The sequence below is a fragment of the Wolbachia endosymbiont of Laodelphax striatellus genome (assembly GCF_007115015.1).
GTDB lineage: Bacteria > Pseudomonadota > Alphaproteobacteria > Rickettsiales > Anaplasmataceae > Wolbachia.
The window spans coordinates 1340298-1357972 of sequence record NZ_MUIX01000001.1 but is presented as its reverse complement, the minus strand read 5'-3'; the positions used below and the strand labels follow the sequence as shown (position 1 = coordinate 1357972).

The following is a 17675-nucleotide window of genomic DNA, read 5'->3' as shown; positions in this document are numbered from 1 at the left end:
TCCCATCCCAAAACGAACGATTCTCACGTTCCTTGGTTTTTGGTGCTGGAAATGGTTATCTCATTTAAATTCTTAATCAAATACATTGCTAGATTAATATTAATTTGCTTGCAGAAGAATTAAGGCAAGCTTGTGACAAAAAACAGAATTTAAAAGCAAATAAAAGGCCTTATATTGAGCCTGTTAAGAGCCTTTTACCGAAAAATACTTTAGGTTAGAAAATTTTTCTAAAATAGTAATTGACAAAGTTTTAAAGGTAGAGCAACATGCCTAAAACATATTAAATCTTGTTAGGGGGTAAGTATGGATTACGAAGATGTACAAAAGATATTACTAGCATCTATTAAAGAAGATGATCCTCATAAAGGGTTTAAAGGGTTAGAGATTAAGAGATATTGTATTGCATATCAGGCATTATTTAATAGATGGAATAGCATAATACTACCACCTTTTTTAAAGGAAATTTTAGAAAGTGGAACCTGTTGGAAAATCGATGACGCCTTAGGTCATGTTGAGCTTGATAGGTATGCATTAGGAAAAAAATTATTAACCTTAAAAACTAAAGATGGACAAAAACCTCTTCTTGATTCTTCTGATCGCTACAGGATTGCATGCTGGTGTTGTTTTGAAGACGAGATAAGAGCTATTTTTGAGGAATTTAAATCAACATTAGGCAATAAACCGGTAGAGAGTTTAGTTAAGGGATGTGATAAAGGGGCTTTAATGATCTACTGGTCACATGCTATAAATAACCAAGAACACCAGTTGGAATTAAACAATGAGCATCCATATGTTTATGCTTTTAGGTGTGCAATGATAGAAAAGCATGTTGAAGCCTTAGAATTCTTCTGGAATAAGTTGCAATCAATTGATTCCTTATCCTCAGAAAGAAAAGAAGATTTATTAATGGAAGTAGCATATAATAAAGGACGTTTTTCTACTGATGATGTTGGTATGGTTGATTTTTGCCTACGTCATCTTGATCCTAACAGATATCATGAATTATTAAAAAGAGATTTTAAACAACATGGGTGTTATTACACTTTAAGTATATTGAGAAGAAATCATTCTTTCGAAAATGCCAGAAAGCTGTTTGAACATTTAAAGCCAGAAGATTTATCTCCTGAAGCTTATAGTACATCAATGTTTTCAGCATTGAACTCGCTTGTTTCTGCACCAAATGATAATTTTATCAAATCTGGTAGTGATATGCTTACCTCTATGTGGAATAGTCTTGGCTTTGAGTCTCATAAACAACACTATTTAAATAAGCTAAGCGAACAACTCTCATCAACAAGAGATTTGGTTGCTTCTCTTATTAAGGGAAATAAAGCTGTTGAAATATTATCTGAAGTTGTTAACTCTCTTAGCCAAGAGCAAATGTACTCTATTATGGAAGAAGATAAGTCAGAATATGAGCTGTTTATGAGAGTTAGAAACACGCAATTGGATCGTGGGGCAGGTGATAGTCAGTTACCAAGTTCATCATTAGATGTAGAAACTATACAGCAAAAGGTGGTTGATGCTAGGAGCAAAGTGTAGAGTTTCTCTTTTTAAAAATTCAGTTACTTAGACTTAAACGAAAGCATACAAAGAATTTTAGTGAGAGTAAAAATTGTAAAAGGTTAAAATCAGGAGGCGGTTATGGTTGATAACAATCAACAACAAGAAAAACCACAAGATTTCGAGTTAATTGAGTTACTTTTTGGGAAAGTAGATTCTTCAACTTCTAATGCAGTAGATCAGTTAGATCAATCTTTTGAAGCAAGATATCAGTCATTGGTTGATCAAATACAATCTTATTTACATTCTAGTGAAAAGCCTGGCTTTTTTCCTCATAGATTTTTAGGTTCTTTTTCCAGTGTATTAGACACTAAACTTAATGATAAGCTAGGCATAAAAAAATTGCACTTTCGTTTTGAGGGAGCAAGAACTTTAAAAGTTGTAGCAGAAACGGAATCTAAAACACATGTTTTCATTTTCAGTGAAGAGATAGAAGTTCAACATTCTAACTCGCCACAAACACGCACTAGGAATTTTGAATTTACTACAGGTGAATTTAAGAGTGTAATGGGTAGAGATTATACTGAATCAGATGCTCGCAAGCTTCAAATTGATGTAATAAAAATTTTGAAAGATAAGTATGAGTTAGTAAAAAGCAGACCTAAATCAGACAAGGACGTTAAATCAAAGAAATTATATTTATATGTGAAAAAGGATGGTGTGTTAGAGTATGTAGCTAAGGATATACATGGAGGTGCTAAAGCAATACAAATTAACCGTGATGAACTAAAAGGTAATGATGCATTTAAAAATAAATTTTTTGATGAAATTAAGCAGTTTCTAGATAAGTCAGGTAAAGATCTTAGTGATGATGTTAGAAAAGAGTTATCAAGACTTACGTCAGTGAAGGGATACACTTTAAAGAGTGATGGAGAGGATGAAAAAATAAATATTAAGGTGGAAAGTAAGAAGAAGATTATAGATCAACCCATCGAGCCTACAGTGAAGTTTCAGAAAGTGGCAAAAAAGTTAGGTAAGTCTGTCTATTTAGAAAGTTATATTGAAAAGCTAGCTAACCCAGGTGCAGAAGTAGATCAAGTTCAGGAAAATCTTAAAGCCATTCTAAATTATATTAAAAAAGTTCATACCAATTTAGATTTACAAGGTAATGTTTATGGCAATAGAGCTCGCGAAGCTGATCAACATGGCTTTGTAGCAGGAATATTTGATAACTTTCGATATCGTGATAATACCAAACTCTATCTGGAGCAGTTTGCTGGGGGAGGTTACGCTGATATTGTTTTGCTTGTTCGTGGGCCTAATCGTGCTGTTGATTCAGTTCCAATTCTTATTGAACTCAAGGCTGGAACTGAAGGACAAGTTACTACAAGTGATGCACTGAGGCAAGCTGAAGACTATATTAAAGGTTTCAGACCAAATAAGATGAGGATTTTAACCAATGCAGGTAATGCCATTGCTGTTGGGTTGAATTTAGATAATGCAGAACCGTTTAAAACTGAAGTAAGACCTATTAAACAACCACCAGCTCCTTTGATGGAGGAATTTATCGAACTAGTTGGTAAGTGGGATAATCAATCAGCTTATGAGGAAGTTTTTAAGAGAGAGGTAAAAGATTTATTATCAAGTGAGTACCATACTTTTCCAGCAAATAAAGAAACAAAGGATAATTACTATTTCAGTAGAGATATATTAGGTCAATCAATTTTAATCAACAAGATTGGTCAAGATCAGGATAACGTAAAAAAATATATATACTCATATGGTGAATATCCGCTGAACTGTCCTCAAGGAACAGAATACACTTTATCTAAAAGCCCTGTTACAACATTAATATTTGTTCAAGGTAATGAAGGGCAAGATAAAACAGCATTCATTTTTCATATACGAGAGTCCAATACGAGAGAATTCTATGCTGATAAAAAAATTCCAGTGCTGGACATACCTGGAATAGGAAGAGTAGGCAATGTCATAGAAATTAAAATGAGTCTCAAAAAATATGAAACAAGGTTATCTTTTGAAGACCTTTTTGAAATAGAACAGATAAGTAAATATAAACCAAGTGGTGCAGATCAGCCATTTACAGGTAATTTTCTTAAGATACCTAATTCTGATGAATTAAAGGTAAAATTTGATCAGGCAACCACTTCTCAGCATGCTACTTCTTCTGATGGTCAAGATTTATTACCAGATTATAAGAGGCTACTTACTGAGATAGCAAATGCAATTTATCCTATTAAAGGTTTGATTACTAATGAAGCAAGATTGCAAGCCATTCTTAATGGTTTATTTAGTAGTTACAGTGATTTAAAGCTACAGGAAACTTCTTCTAAGACTGTAATCATACCTGAATTTCAAGTAGGAGCAGGTGGTCGTGTAGATATGGTAATTCAAGGTATTGGTTCATCACCTCAGGGTACTAAAGAATACACTCCTATAGCGCTGGAATTTAAGCTTATAGATAAAAACTTAGACGAAAAAGGAATGAGAGAAGAAGTTGATAAATTAACAAAAGAACAAAATGTTAGATATGCTAAGGGAGCGGCACTGAAAGCAATTACAGATAGTGATAAAATGCTTTTTATGGGAGTAGTTGTTAATGTGAAAGCTAAAGATAAAAATTCTTTAATATTAACAAGTGATGAGTTTGTTCCTGCTCTAGTAGTTCATAGTTCTATTGACATAGCTAAGAGAAAACATTTAGAAGGAATACAAGAAGTAACCCATAGACCCAAAGATATGGGTATACAAGAGGAGAATTTACGTACATTAGAATCTGCAACAGCAGAAAAAGATTATCATTATTGGCTTAAACAACATGATATAGCTGATATTGCAAGAATACAATACGGTTATGGAATTGATGGAGCTGATACATTGTTTGAAATAGCGGGATCACCAGAACATATAGTTAATCAATTGCAACAGTTTCAAGATAGCGTAACAACAAGAGGTGAAAGAAGGCCATTAACTTTAATTGTTAATTTAGATAATAATCACTGGGTTACGTTAGTCATCGCCCACCAAAATGGGCAGTATAATGGATACTATGTAGACTCGTTGGGTAATAATGTTCCAGATAATATTCGTCAAGTTTTAGAACAGGCTCAAATTGGCGTTAATGATGTTTCTGTTACTCAACAAAGAGATGGTTATAATTGCGGCTTATGGGCGTTAGAAAACGCTAGAGATATTAATACTGTGTTGCAAGGAAGTAGATTAAGTAACATTCCTGATGAAATACGTAATCGTTTGCTAATTCAAAGAAGAGAAAATCATTTTATACGTATGAGAGAAGGCATTTCAGACGAATTAAGTATAGATTCACAACGCATAGCTAACTTAGAGGCTGTACTTGCTGAAACACAACAACCAAAATTCAACCTAAACAGTTGTGTAAGGCCTGGTGGTAGAAGCAAAAGAAGTGTTAACTCTTGTCTATTTTCAAAGGATGATGTAGAAAAGTTTAGTAAAGGAAAGGTAGATGAAAATAATGTAGACAAAATTATAATTGATAGTGAAAAGTTCCTAACTTATGTTAAAAATAGTCAAGATGAAGCGAAAAATGCTCAACTAGTAGAGTTCGTTGGAGATAAAAGCATTGAAGGTGATCGTAAGTATTTGCTTGATAAGGTTGTTGGAGATCAAGGGTATGAACGCTATGTTCAGAATGAACGTATCAAGGATTTGCACGGTGATATTGTACATCAAGATAGTAGTTTAACAAAAAATCCAAAGCTAAAGAGCAGATTAATGAATGCTGCAGGTGGAATACAATTAATCAGAGGGATCCATGGTGCTATTGTATCTTGTCAGGATGGAATGACAACAGATTGTGGATTAAATTTAGGAGGAATGGGATGGTCTTTTGCATCTCAACCAATTGAAAATGCAGTGGTTAAAATTACTCCAAAAGTTTTAGCATCAGCTGAAAAGGTGGTAGGAAAGATACCAGGTGTTTTAGGTAAGCAGACGAAATTTGCTGTTCAAGTTGCAGGAGTAAAGTTTGGAAGTAAAATAGCAGGAGGAGTGGCAGGAGCTATAACCGGTGTCTTTGATATTGTTGATATAGGCATATCAGCAAGTAATCTTGTAGATTGTAAAAAAAGAGAGAATAGTGATAATCCATGTGGAGAGAAGGAGATAAGGGATAATATAGCATCGATATCTTTTTCTACTGCATCGTTTGTATCTGGTGTTGCTCTTACAGCACTTAGCATGCCTGGAGTTGGCATTGCAGTTGGGGTTGGGTTAATGGTAGGTTATGGAATTTATAGTGGTGTTAGCAATATTATAGAATATAAAAAGAGATATGATACAACTCATGGAGAAAATTGGAGTATATTTTGGCGCACAATTTTCTTTCAACCTATGGCAGATGATGTACAACATCTTGCAGCAAGGAAAGACGTAGTTAATAGCCTAACTAAAGGGGTTTGGCAAGCTTTGAGAGATAGTCCTAGCAGCGTTGTTGCTTATGGTATTGGTTTTGGAGAGGTGAGAGGTAATACTCTTCGTCCAGATTATGCAAGAATTCTGATGGATAAGGAAGATACTAATACCGAAAATCTTTCACGTGTTATACCTGATCGTATACCAGGTGCTAGCAGGATTTGTTTGCCAAAGGTTACTGGGCAAGATTATGAAAAAGGTATTACAAGTTCAGTTCAACCGCCTTTATACTACTGTGAGAATGCAATGGTTATTAGTCACGATGGTAGAGTAGGTATAAAGCAAAATGGCAAAACAATTGTCTATGATCTACAGAATGTAGATAATGGTGTTATTATTGGAAGCAATGAATGGAACAATAATTTTCTAATTTATCCAGGTACAACAAGAATAACTGGTGGTAATAATGTAGTAAATAGGTTTGTTGTAAATAACATCGGCTTTTCAGGTAAAATTATTGGTGGAGATAACTCTGTTAATATACTTGATTTAAGTCAATTGAAAAACCCAGTTGTAGGGGTGAATGTTAACTATCGTTTTGAACCTAGTGCTTCTGGACAATTAAAAGTAAAAATGAATGATCATTTATTGATTGATGATTATATCAATCATAGTAGTTTTAATTATCACTATGTTGGAAGGAAAAACAAAGTAGATAGGGTGTTATGTATGGGTTATTCCGAACACTTTGCAGAAATTGATGATCGTGAGGTTATCATAGATAGTGGTGGTGGTTCTAGTAATAATGCAAAAGACATAGTTGAAAATTGTAAAAAAGTAATTATTGCACCATATACTACAGTTGAAGGTAGAGAAAGCAATTATACTTTTTACGTAAAAACCTCAGGTTATAAAGGTAGAAGTTTACGCTCAGAAATTAATATAAAGGGGACAGGAACTGTAGTTTTTTCAGAATTTGATTTATTAAGTGATTGTGACCAAATTACTTATTCCACAGACAGTAATACTTTATCTTTAAAGATAAATTTTGGTCAAGATAACCAATTTACTCTCGATATAAAAAATTACGTTGAGCAAAGCAGTAATAAACCTCACTTTGTACTAATAGATAAAAATGGTAGTAATATTGTTCCTAAGATTGAAAAATCAGACTCATCGATTATAAAAATCAATTCATTTGAATTACATTCAGAATTAGATAATTTTTATGATGTTGAAACTCATTACAAAAAGATTCTAAACAATAATAAGGATTATAAAGTTTTGGGTGTTATTAGAGGAAAAACACAAAGTCAAAATAATAGTGTAGTTCCACACATGGTTTTCGGTTCTTCAGGAGATGATGTAATCAACTTCGATCAAGGCACTATGTTTGCAAGAGGAGGAAAAGGAAGTGACGTATATGTTATTGCTGGTGATATAAATAATAAAGGAATTAAGATTGATAATCATTCAGATAATGAAAAAATGGATACGTTATTTATGCCAGAGGTTGGAAAAGATTTTTTAGTCCAACAATGTAATTTACATTTAAATTATAACAATACTAGTATTCAAGTAAAAAACTACCTTCAAGATCGTAATTACAGGCATCTCGTAATTATGAATAAAAAAGGAGAAACTTTTATCCCAGATATACAGTCAATGTCATGTTCTTCTTCAGGAAAAGGGAAATTAGTTCCCTTTTTACAAGCCACACAAACTCAGAATATGTTCTTATTGCCTAAAGATTTTGAAGATGATCATGTAGTGATAGATTCCCGTCTTGAAGATATTAAAAAGTATAAAGATAAAGATGATCTTTTATTAATAAGAGAAAGTGAAATTCCTTTTATCATTAGAATAGAAGAGTTCTATATTGATCGAAGCAAATGGGAGAATATTTCTTATTCTTTATGGAATAACAATGATCTTTTTCCATCTTCTGGGTTGTTGGAGAACGTTGATAATGTAATGGAGTATAAGGATAAACTTAGAAATGATTATGAAAAAATTGTAAAAGAATATATTGAAGACTTTGGTAACTCTACTAGTATCATTCAACATAATCAAAAATTAGACAAAAATATTTCTACTTCTGTAGGACAAGATGAGGAACGCATAGGAGTAATGATATTAAAGAATATTACTCCTGATAGGGTTGAGGTTTCTAGTAGTGGTAGAGATCTGATATTTCGCGATAAGAGATCCAATAATACGATCAACATAAAAAGTTGGGAATCTTATAGAATTTCTAGATTGGAATTTGATCTGGGTTTAGAACCTATAAAGGTCCTGAGATTAAATAGGTTTAGTTTATCTGAGGTAAGAGAAATACAAAATTTAATTGATAAAGCTTCAGAGAATTACCAAAGTAGAAATGAGTATACATCTAAAGTAGAAACTGACTTTAAATGTTTGGTATCAACTGCTGGTTTTGCAAATAAAAATTCAACATATCAATGTTTAGGCTTTTCTTCACTCCAAGATCAAGTTAACTTTGTAGAGGGTTTTTGTAGCTTAGAGCAGTTATCTGACTTTAGAGGTGATTTAAATAGTACGCAGATCTCAGCGTTGTCAAAGGCTTTACAAAACAATCTTTTATTAAATGCTTATGGCCAAGAAGTAATAGACCAGTGCTCTAAATTAATGGTGACTAAGGAAAGTGATCAGAAGAGTAAGATCTCTTCTATGGTTAAAAGTATAATAAAGACGGATCTAGAGAATAGTATGTTAAATGATTCTCCTTTGGCCAGTAGCCCTACGAATGGGATTTGTAATCTTGATAAGAAGTTATGTGGTGAAGCAATGAAAGAAGCTGTAAATGGTGTATATGAAAAAGTAGATACGAAAAAGATGTTAAGGCTTATACACGATTGTAGTAGTATCACACAGAGTATTCAAGGTTATGTAGCTGTGTTTGATGCAATGCAAAGGAGAAATGATCTTAATAACAATGCAGTGTTTAAGTTGGCCTATTATGTGAAGGAAATTATGGAGAAGGACAGTTGCCGTAGTCTCCATCCAGAAGAAAGATCTCATCTTGAAGAGCTAAGAAGCAAATTACCAGAATCAGTAAAGAATGCAGTATTTTCATCAAAAGTATGTATTAAAAATGTTAAGTTTAATGAATATCTATATGCTGCTATTGATAATTTTAATTATGTTGAGCCCAGTGGTGATAAAGAACATAGAAGGAGAGTATTTACTTGGATTCCACACACGAGGGATTCACAATCTATATGGAAGATTGAACCTTATAGAGACAACTTTCATATAAGGAATGCTAAGTTTAATGAGTGTTTATACGCTGCTATTGATAATTTCAACTATGTTGATCCTAGTGGTGATAGAGAACTTAGAAGGAGAGTGCTTACTCGGTGGCTAGGAAGCAGGGATTCGCAAAGTACGTGGAAGATGGAGGCTTATGGTAATAATATTCATATCAAGAATGTTAAGTTTAATGAGTATTTATACGCTGTTCTTGATTATCTTCATTATGATGAAAATAGAAGGCAAGTGTTTACTTGGACTCCACAAACGAAGGATTCACAATTTGTATGGAGGGTTGAAGATTGTGGATCTACTCGCAAGGGGTGTGATATACAAGAAATAGATGTGAGTCTAGGCTCTGATCCCTTTAAAGCTATAGGGGTTAAGGACAAATTGAATAGTACTCAGATTTTGGAATTATCAAGAGGACTGCAAAACATTTCCTCACTAAGTGAGTATGATCAAAATGCAGTGGATCAGTACTTTAAGTTAATGCTGGACAGTGATCAGCAAGTAGTAAGTAAAATATCCTCTGTGGTTGAAAATATTAGAGAGCTTGTTTCTCCAGCAGAGGGTAAATTAGATTTAGGTAGTTGTGCAAGAAATAACGAAAAAGGCAATACTGATTCCTGTCCTGCTTTCATGAGAGATATACATAATGAACTTAATATAAATGAGAGAAGAAATATTAGTGTGGATGAAAAAGACGTAATTACTTCAGGCCATGCAAGACTTGATACTGAAAATTTCCCTATTCAAGAAAAAGTAATAAATGATGATACCAATAGAAAGAAAAGTTTGAAGAGAACATTAGATTTTCGTCAGTTAGTGAAGCAAGTAAATAAGGATTTAAGTATAAAACCAGTACCAATAGTTATAAAAGACAAAAATGATTTGTTAGTTAAACTTTCTATATCAGCCACTGATTTGCAGCAAGATGTAATAACAGTCAGGCTGAAAGATGCGCTTATAAATAAGTGGTATAAGAAATTACAAATTATTTTTGATAATGCACCGGTGAAAATAGATGATAATTTAGATTTAAAGTCTTCATTCTTTATTTCTGATGAAAAAATCATTGTAGTAACACCTCAAGATATAGAAGAAGGGAATAAGCTAATTATATCTAAGAAAGCAGGGCAGTATACCTACCTTCATGATAAGTATGACTTGATAGTTACCAATGCCTTTAATGCTGGCATAGAAGCAAATGAGTTGTGTATTATATATTTTAGAGATTTCTATAAAGAACCTAAAATGAAAACATTATCTATAAAGTTTATTGACAAAGAAATATTATTAAGTGATGAAATAGATAAAATAAATAATTCAGATAGTATTGATAAATTAAATAATGTAAGTTCTATTATTAACTTACAAGAGAGTTCTATAACTTTAGAAGTCCCAAACAGTGAAGATATAAATGCCCAAGGTGAACTTGACAGAACACTGTTGCATCTTGCTTCCGAGGCTGGTGAATTTGATAAGGTGAAACTTCTTCTTAATAAAGGTGCTAATATTGAAGTTCAAGATAAATTTGGGTACACACCAATATTTCTTGCTACTCAATCAGGTAAATGGAGCATAGTAAGGCTCTTACTTGATAAAGGTGCTAATATTGATGCTCAAGATAAGGAAGGTAAAACGCTTTTATACTTTGCTAATCAAAAGGATAATCTAGATATGGTTCAGTTCCTTCTTGATAGAGATGCTGATATTGAAATTCAAGACAAGCTTGCTTGGACACCGATACTTTATGCTGCTCAGTCAGGTAAATGGGATGTGGTCAAACTTCTTATTAGTAACGGTGCTAAATTTAATAATGAAATAACGATTCAAGGAACACCTTTACATTTTGCTGTGCAAGAGGGTAACTTGGATATAATTAGATTTCTTCTTGATGAAGGTGCGGATATTGAATCTCAAGACAAAGATAATAAAAAGCCTTTGCATCTTGCTGTTGATGCGAACAGGTTGAGTGTAGTCAAACTTCTTCTTGATAGGGGTGCTAGTGTCAACGTTACAGATATGTATGGCAAAACGCCTTTAGACTTAGCTACTGAAGAAGATGTGATAGAAGTTTTGGAGAAAGCACAGTTGGATCAAGGATTGTTAATTAATGCAAGGGATGGTAATCTTGATAAAGTAAAAGATCTTATCGCTCAAGGTGCCGATTTAGAGACTAAAGATAATAATGGTAATACTGCTCTACATAATGCTTGTAGTAATGGTCACTTGAAGGTAGTAGAATATCTCATCGAAAAGGGAGCTAGTTTAAAGGCTAAAAATAAAGAGGGTAAAACACCTTTAGATTTGGCTGTCCAAAAAGATTACGCAGATATAGTACAAACGATAGAACAAATGCAGTTAGACTTAAATGAAAAATTGTTATCTGCAGTAAAAAATGGTGATCTTAATAAAGTTGAGGATCTTATTAGCCAAGGTACTAGCTTAGAGGTGAAAGATAGCAATGGTAACACTCTTTTACATTATGCTTCTCAGAATAATCATTTGAGAGTAGTGAAATATCTTATCAAGAAGGAAGCTAGCTTAAAAGCTAAAAACAAAGATGGTGAAACACCTTTAGACTTGGCTGTTCAAAAGAATTACATAGATATAATAGAATTTTTGAAAAAAACACAGTTAGATTTAGATAAAGAATTGTTGGCTGTAGCAAACAGTGACGATCTTAATAGAGTCAAGGCTCTTGTTAGCCAAGGTGCTAGTTTAGAAGCGAAAGATAATAGTGATCATACTCCTTTACATAACGCTTGTAATAATGGTTATGTAAAAGTAGTAGAATATCTTGTCGAAGAGGGAGCTAGCTTAAAGGCTAAAAACAAAGATGGTGAAGCACCTTTACACGTAGCTGTTCAACATGATGGCACACTTGAAGTGATTGAGTTTATTTTGAGCAGAGATCTTAGTGGTATTAATGATGTAACTAATGAAGGTAGAACGCCTTTACATTTAGCCATAAAAGGGAATAAACCAGATACGATTGAACTCCTTCTCAGGAAAGGTGCGAGTATTGTAGTTAAAGATAAAAATGGTAAAACACCTTTAGATTTGGCTAAACAAGAAGATTATACAAATATAATAGAAATGATAGAAGAAGTACAATCAGAGTTAGATGAAAAATTGTTGATGGCAGTGAAAGACAACAATCTTAGTGAAGTTAAGGGTCTTATCAATCGGAATGCCAATGTTAATGCTAGAGATATGTACAGTTGGACACCACTACATTGGGCTGCATTCAAAGGTTATTTAGAAGTTGCAGAGTTTTTGGTGAAGAAAGGTGCTGATGTTAATGCTGCAAGTGAAAATCTTTATGGTAGCAAGCCTATACATATTGCTGTTGAGAATAATAATGAAAACATTGTAAAGTTTCTTCTTAGCAAAGGAGTGGATGTTAATGATACTGACAAGCAAGGTTATACACCACTGCACTACGCTGCATGGAGAAGCCGTTCAGAGGTTGCTAGTCTTCTTTTTGATAAGGGAGCTAATATCAATGCTGCAGATGCCTCTACTGCTGGTAAAAAGCCTATACATGTTGCTGCTGAAAATAACAGTAAAAGTATTATAGAGTTTCTTCTCAGCAAGGGGGTAAACGTTGATGAAGCTGATAAAAATGGTTGGACACCTTTACACTATGCCGCTAAGTTTGATCAATTAGAGGTTGCAAAATTCTTGATAGAAAAAGGAGCTAATATCAATGTTGCAGATGCCTCTACTGCTGGTGGAAAGCCTATACATGTTGCTGCTGAAAATAACAGTAAAAGTATTATAGAGTTTCTTCTTAGCAAGAGAGTGAGTGTTAATGATACTGACAAAGATAACAGGACACCACTACACTGGGCTTCTTGGAGCGGTAATTTAGGTGTAGTAGAGTACCTTATAGGTAAAGGAGCCAATATCAGTGCTAAAGATAAGGATGGTAGAACACCGCTAGATGTTGCTAAGTATCAAAAACATGATAATGTTATACAATATCTAGAACAAGCTCACTTCAATGAGCAATTATCTCTCGCAATACAAGATAGTGATTTTAATAAAGTTAAGAGTCTTGTAAATCAAGGTGCTAATATTAATGCCAAAGATAATGATGGTAACACTCTTCTACATAATGCTTCAAGGGGAGGTCGCTTAGACGCAGTAAAGTGTCTTATAAATAATGATGCTAACATAAATGTTAAAAATAATAGAAATTTGACCCCTCTACAAATTGTAGGTTCTAATAGTAATGTAGAAAGAGTTTTGAGGCAGGCACACTTGGATAAAGATTTGTTAATTACTGTGCGTGGTAGTGATGTTGAAAAAATTAAAGATCTTATTGCTAAAGGTATTAACGGAAACGAAGATAGGCATGGTGCATACTATTTTGCTTGGATCGGTGGCTTAGGTACAGTCAAGTTTATTGTTGAGAATGAGGGTGGTGTTAATGTTACTGATAAATATGGTTGTACGCTACTACATTGGGCTGCATTGAAAGGTCATTTAGAGGTTGCTACGTATTTAGTTAATGAGAAGGAAGCTAATGTGAATGCTAAGGATATCCTTGGAAGAACTCCTATGCACTTTGCTGTTATGAATAATCACTTGGATATACTGCATCATCTTATGAACAATAGGGCTAGTATTGGTGTTAAAGATAGTAGTGGAAAAACACCGCTAGATATTGCGAAAGACAAGGGGCACAATAAGATTATGGAATATTTAGAAGAAAAGCTCAGGGAAGGAGGAGGAGAACGCAAACGCCGTCATCTTGATGAAGATCACAGTCGTCATCGCTTATCACAAAAACCTCTTGCTATAGATTCAAGTAATCAACCTAAGATAGCAGCAAGCAGTGGCACAAGACCATCTTCATGGATAAATGATTTGTTTAGTTGGGTAAAAAGCTCTATAGGTGGGTTATTAAGTTCTGCATTACCTAAGGAAACATCAAGCACTCCAAGTCCAATATCACAACCAATGGATGTAAATGGTACAGTAATGTTACTTGACTTATTGATTAGAAGGGTTACAGGTCAAAAGTATGTTTCTACAGTAGATCAGTCTATATCTCCACTAGAGGCACAGGGATATGCACTAAATATTACAAAGGGATTTGAGAAAGTAGTAGAGCAAACTGCAAAGGATAGCAAAGTATCAGTGCATCGACTAAATATTGATTTTGTGGGAATACAGAAAGAAGTTACAGGAAAAATCATGAGTGGTAAATTTAATGAGATTTCAGGTATTTTAAAATCATATGTAGAGAAAGCATGTCCTGGTGAAGAAGCTGGTAAGTTAAGTTCTAAAAAGTTTGACAAGTTTATAGCTCAATTTAATAAGGGGCTGCTAAATCAATCAATAGAGCAGATATTACACAACAGAGATGGTACATTAGAAGTTGATGGTGCAAAGCAAATGAGTTTAGAGCCTCAAAGTTATTTAAGTAATGCTTCTATTCAAAGCCATTCAAAAGTATCAACTTGTCTTTCTGATGTAGGAGTAACCAAGCTTGGAGGTAATATCAATAGGTAGGTTATAATATAAGAGGTAATATGCCAAGTAGTGGAAAATTTAAAGTGAGGGTAGCCAAAATAGCTAGGGGAACCAGTATCAAGTTTGATGGTCTTAATACTAAAATGGATGAAGTAGACATTAAATGCTAAGTGGTTAATGTGTTTTCTATATTGAACTTACAGCACGTAGCTTTGATATAGAAGTTTAGGTAACGTTATGATAGTAATTTATATAATTCTATGTGTAATCTTTATAGCCATTTTAGACAGTTCACTAGATTCTTAATTGGGGGATATTTCTAACTTAGAGAAGGTTTTTGTAAATGTTAAAGTGAATAAGTAGGAGTATTATGTTTTTTCTTTGAGTTGTGAAATTTCAGAATGAGAGAGACCGGTAATTTGAGCTATAACATCTATAGATACACCGGCCTTGAGTGAGTTTTTGGCAACTTCAATTTTACCTTCAATTTTACCTTTTTCATGGCCGATTTGGATGCCTTCTTGTCTACCTTCATGTTTAGCATCATCAAGACGTTGTTCCAAAATAGCCTTCTCTTTCTGTACACTCAATATTCTTTCTTCATATGCGATCAAATCCTTTTCATTCCAGCGAAACCTGTCTAATTCATCATATGCTAGCTTTATTATCGGAGCTTCTGCTGCTATCTTTTTCAGATCTTCATCAGTTGTTTCCTCTGCGTATTTAAAAAAGAAACACCACCTCTCTGTAGTATTCTCTAACTGCTCTACTCTATTTTTTGTAAATTTAGGCAACTCAATAAAGACAAATTGTAGATCTTTTAAGTAATGACCATTGGTTTTGATATCACGTATATTATGAGTAGAAATATAGTCAACTTCTTCAGGCAGAAGGTTACAATTGGAAATAGCAATAAAGAAGACTTTCTGAAGATCAATGTAATTACCAGATTTATCTAATTGTCTTGAGTAAGCCTTAGCAGCATAAAGTTGAGCGCGTTTTTCAAAGCCTTTGGTTTTAGCGACCTGGTCAGGTAAGGAAGCAGTATTACTACTACTCCCTCCCTTAGAAACGCAGCATGCAGGTTTCCCCACACTACGCTTGAGCCCCTTATCTAAGTTCTTCTTTTCTAGAACCGGCTTGTCCTTCATGATTCCTCAGGAAACATCATTCTTAATGGTGACACCAACAGTAGAGAACCTTCTCTTGAAAAGGAGCTTGCTAACATTCTTGTTCGTTTCACTCTCTCATCAAAATACTTTTTCCATTTTAAGTCAAGGGGATTTGCATCCGCTCTGATTTTAACATGTCGTCTGATAGGTATATCAATCAGCTTAAGCAGTCTTAAATACCGTATCTCTTTTGGTTTGTTCTTGCATATGGGTGCAGCAAAAACCCATTGGCGTTGACCCATTACTTTGAAGTAACGATTCTTTATCCAACGTAATCCTTTACGAGGATGTCTTTTCTTTGCCCATTTCCATAAACTATGCCAAATTTCATTGTCGATCTTTCTAAACGCTTTTTTAGCACACACATGGTGATAGTAATTTCCCCATCCTCTCAGTAGAGAGTTGAGTGACTTAATTACTATAGCCTGAGTGTTCGCTATATTTGCTTTTATCAATGTACGTGCTTTATTAAGAAGTCTTTTAATACTTTCTTTCGAAGGTTTAATAATTAACTTCTTATTATATCTACGTACATTACAACCAAGAAAGTCAAACCCTGTTGTAATAAATGTAATCTTTGTCTTCTCTTCTGACAGAGCTAGACCTCTCTCATGAAGGAAAGATGATACTAATGGCTTAACTTCATTTTCCAGTAGTTCATGTGTAAAACCTGAAATAATAAAGTCATCTGCGTACCTAATTACATTCACTCCACTTCTGATTTTTCCTCTTCTTTTGCTACCTAATTTACCAAAGCGACTTTCTAATAACTGTTCAAGACCATCTAAGGTAAAGTTAGCTAGTATTGGAGAAATTATACTTCCTTGCGGAGTGCCAGCAGTTGTGGGATACAGAGTTTTCGATTCTAGGAAACCAGCCTTTAACCAACTATGAAGAATTTTCTTTTCCATAGGAATATGCTTCATAAGCCATTCATGGTTAATGTTGTCAAAGCACCCTTTGATATCACCTTCTAGTATCCATTGTGGTCGATTGCGTCTTGCCAGTAATAAGTGACAAGCAGCAATAGCATCCGCGCAGGATCTTTTAGGTCTAAAGCCATAGGAGTGACGGTCGCTGATCGTTTCAGATACTGGCTCCAGGGCAAACAGATATAATGCTTGCATGGCTCTATCTTTTATCGTTGGTATTCCAAGAGGTCTTCTTTTGCCATTAGATTTACTGATATAAATCCGTTTTAGCGGAGAAGGTTTATATCCTCTTTGCTTTAACTGCTTTATTCCTTGAAATTTAGCATTGCAAGTTGACCATAGTTGACGATCTACACCCGCTGTGTTTTTTCCTTGGTTTTCAGTTACTCTCTTAACAGCCAAAGCTTTTCCGCTAAAAGAGCGTGTGAGAAGATGTTGTAAAGCTTTTACCTTACCCCATCTTCCTTCTTGGACAGCCTTAACAATACGTCTTTGTAGCCTCACAATAACTTTCTGGCATTTCTTCCATGGCAATTGCTTCCATGCTTCAAAGCTTTCGGTAGATGCACTTACAGGTTTACTTGTAATCATCTGCTTTCCTACCTTAAGTGGTTAACAAAGTTTCTTGTCACGAGGGACCAAATGGAAGTCTGCTCGTTTTCACGCGAATTAATGTTACAAATTCTATCCATTTCGTTACAAAATGGCATTCGCTTTCTCCATTCTCCTTTACCTGCACTTCCATCAGCATTCCTTGCGGTTTGCTTGCCATGTAGGCGAAAATACAGGCTTACCCTGTTCCTCCAGTCATACAGCAGTGGGTTAGGTGGCTTCTCTATACCGGTGGAGTTATTATTTGCGTACATCTAGAAATGAAAAATGTAACTTATCC

At 34.2% G+C, this 17675-nt stretch carries 4 protein-coding genes; 2 read left to right on the top strand and 2 right to left on the bottom strand.

Features of this window, described 5'->3' with window-relative positions:
- Positions 1 to 303: 303 nt before the first annotated feature.
- Together BVG17_RS06595 and BVG17_RS06590 are read left to right on the top strand one after the other, a co-directional pair.
- Entirely contained in the window at positions 304 to 1542 is a 1239-nt protein-coding gene (locus BVG17_RS06595; RefSeq protein ID WP_063631187.1) for a hypothetical protein, read from the top strand.
- A gap of 102 nt (positions 1543 to 1644) precedes the next feature.
- Positions 1645 to 14718 (top strand): ankyrin repeat domain-containing protein, encoded by a 13074-nt coding sequence (locus BVG17_RS06590; RefSeq protein ID WP_143688882.1) that lies wholly within the window; start codon positions 1645 to 1647, stop codon positions 14716 to 14718.
- A 329-nt stretch (positions 14719 to 15047) separates the two neighbouring features.
- On the opposite strand, the gene BVG17_RS06585 is transcribed toward BVG17_RS06590, so the two are convergent.
- Together BVG17_RS06585 and ltrA are read right to left on the bottom strand one after the other, a co-directional pair.
- A complete protein-coding gene (locus BVG17_RS06585) occupies positions 15048 to 15830 on the bottom strand; it encodes an Rpn family recombination-promoting nuclease/putative transposase (protein ID WP_143688881.1) in 783 nt (260 codons plus the stop codon).
- Positions 15827 to 17374, bottom strand: a complete 1548-nt coding sequence (gene ltrA / locus BVG17_RS06580; RefSeq protein WP_143688880.1) for a group II intron reverse transcriptase/maturase — start codon at positions 17372 to 17374, stop codon at positions 15827 to 15829. The genes BVG17_RS06585 and ltrA overlap by 4 nt, the downstream gene beginning before the upstream one ends.
- Positions 17375 to 17675: the final 301 nt, after the last annotated feature.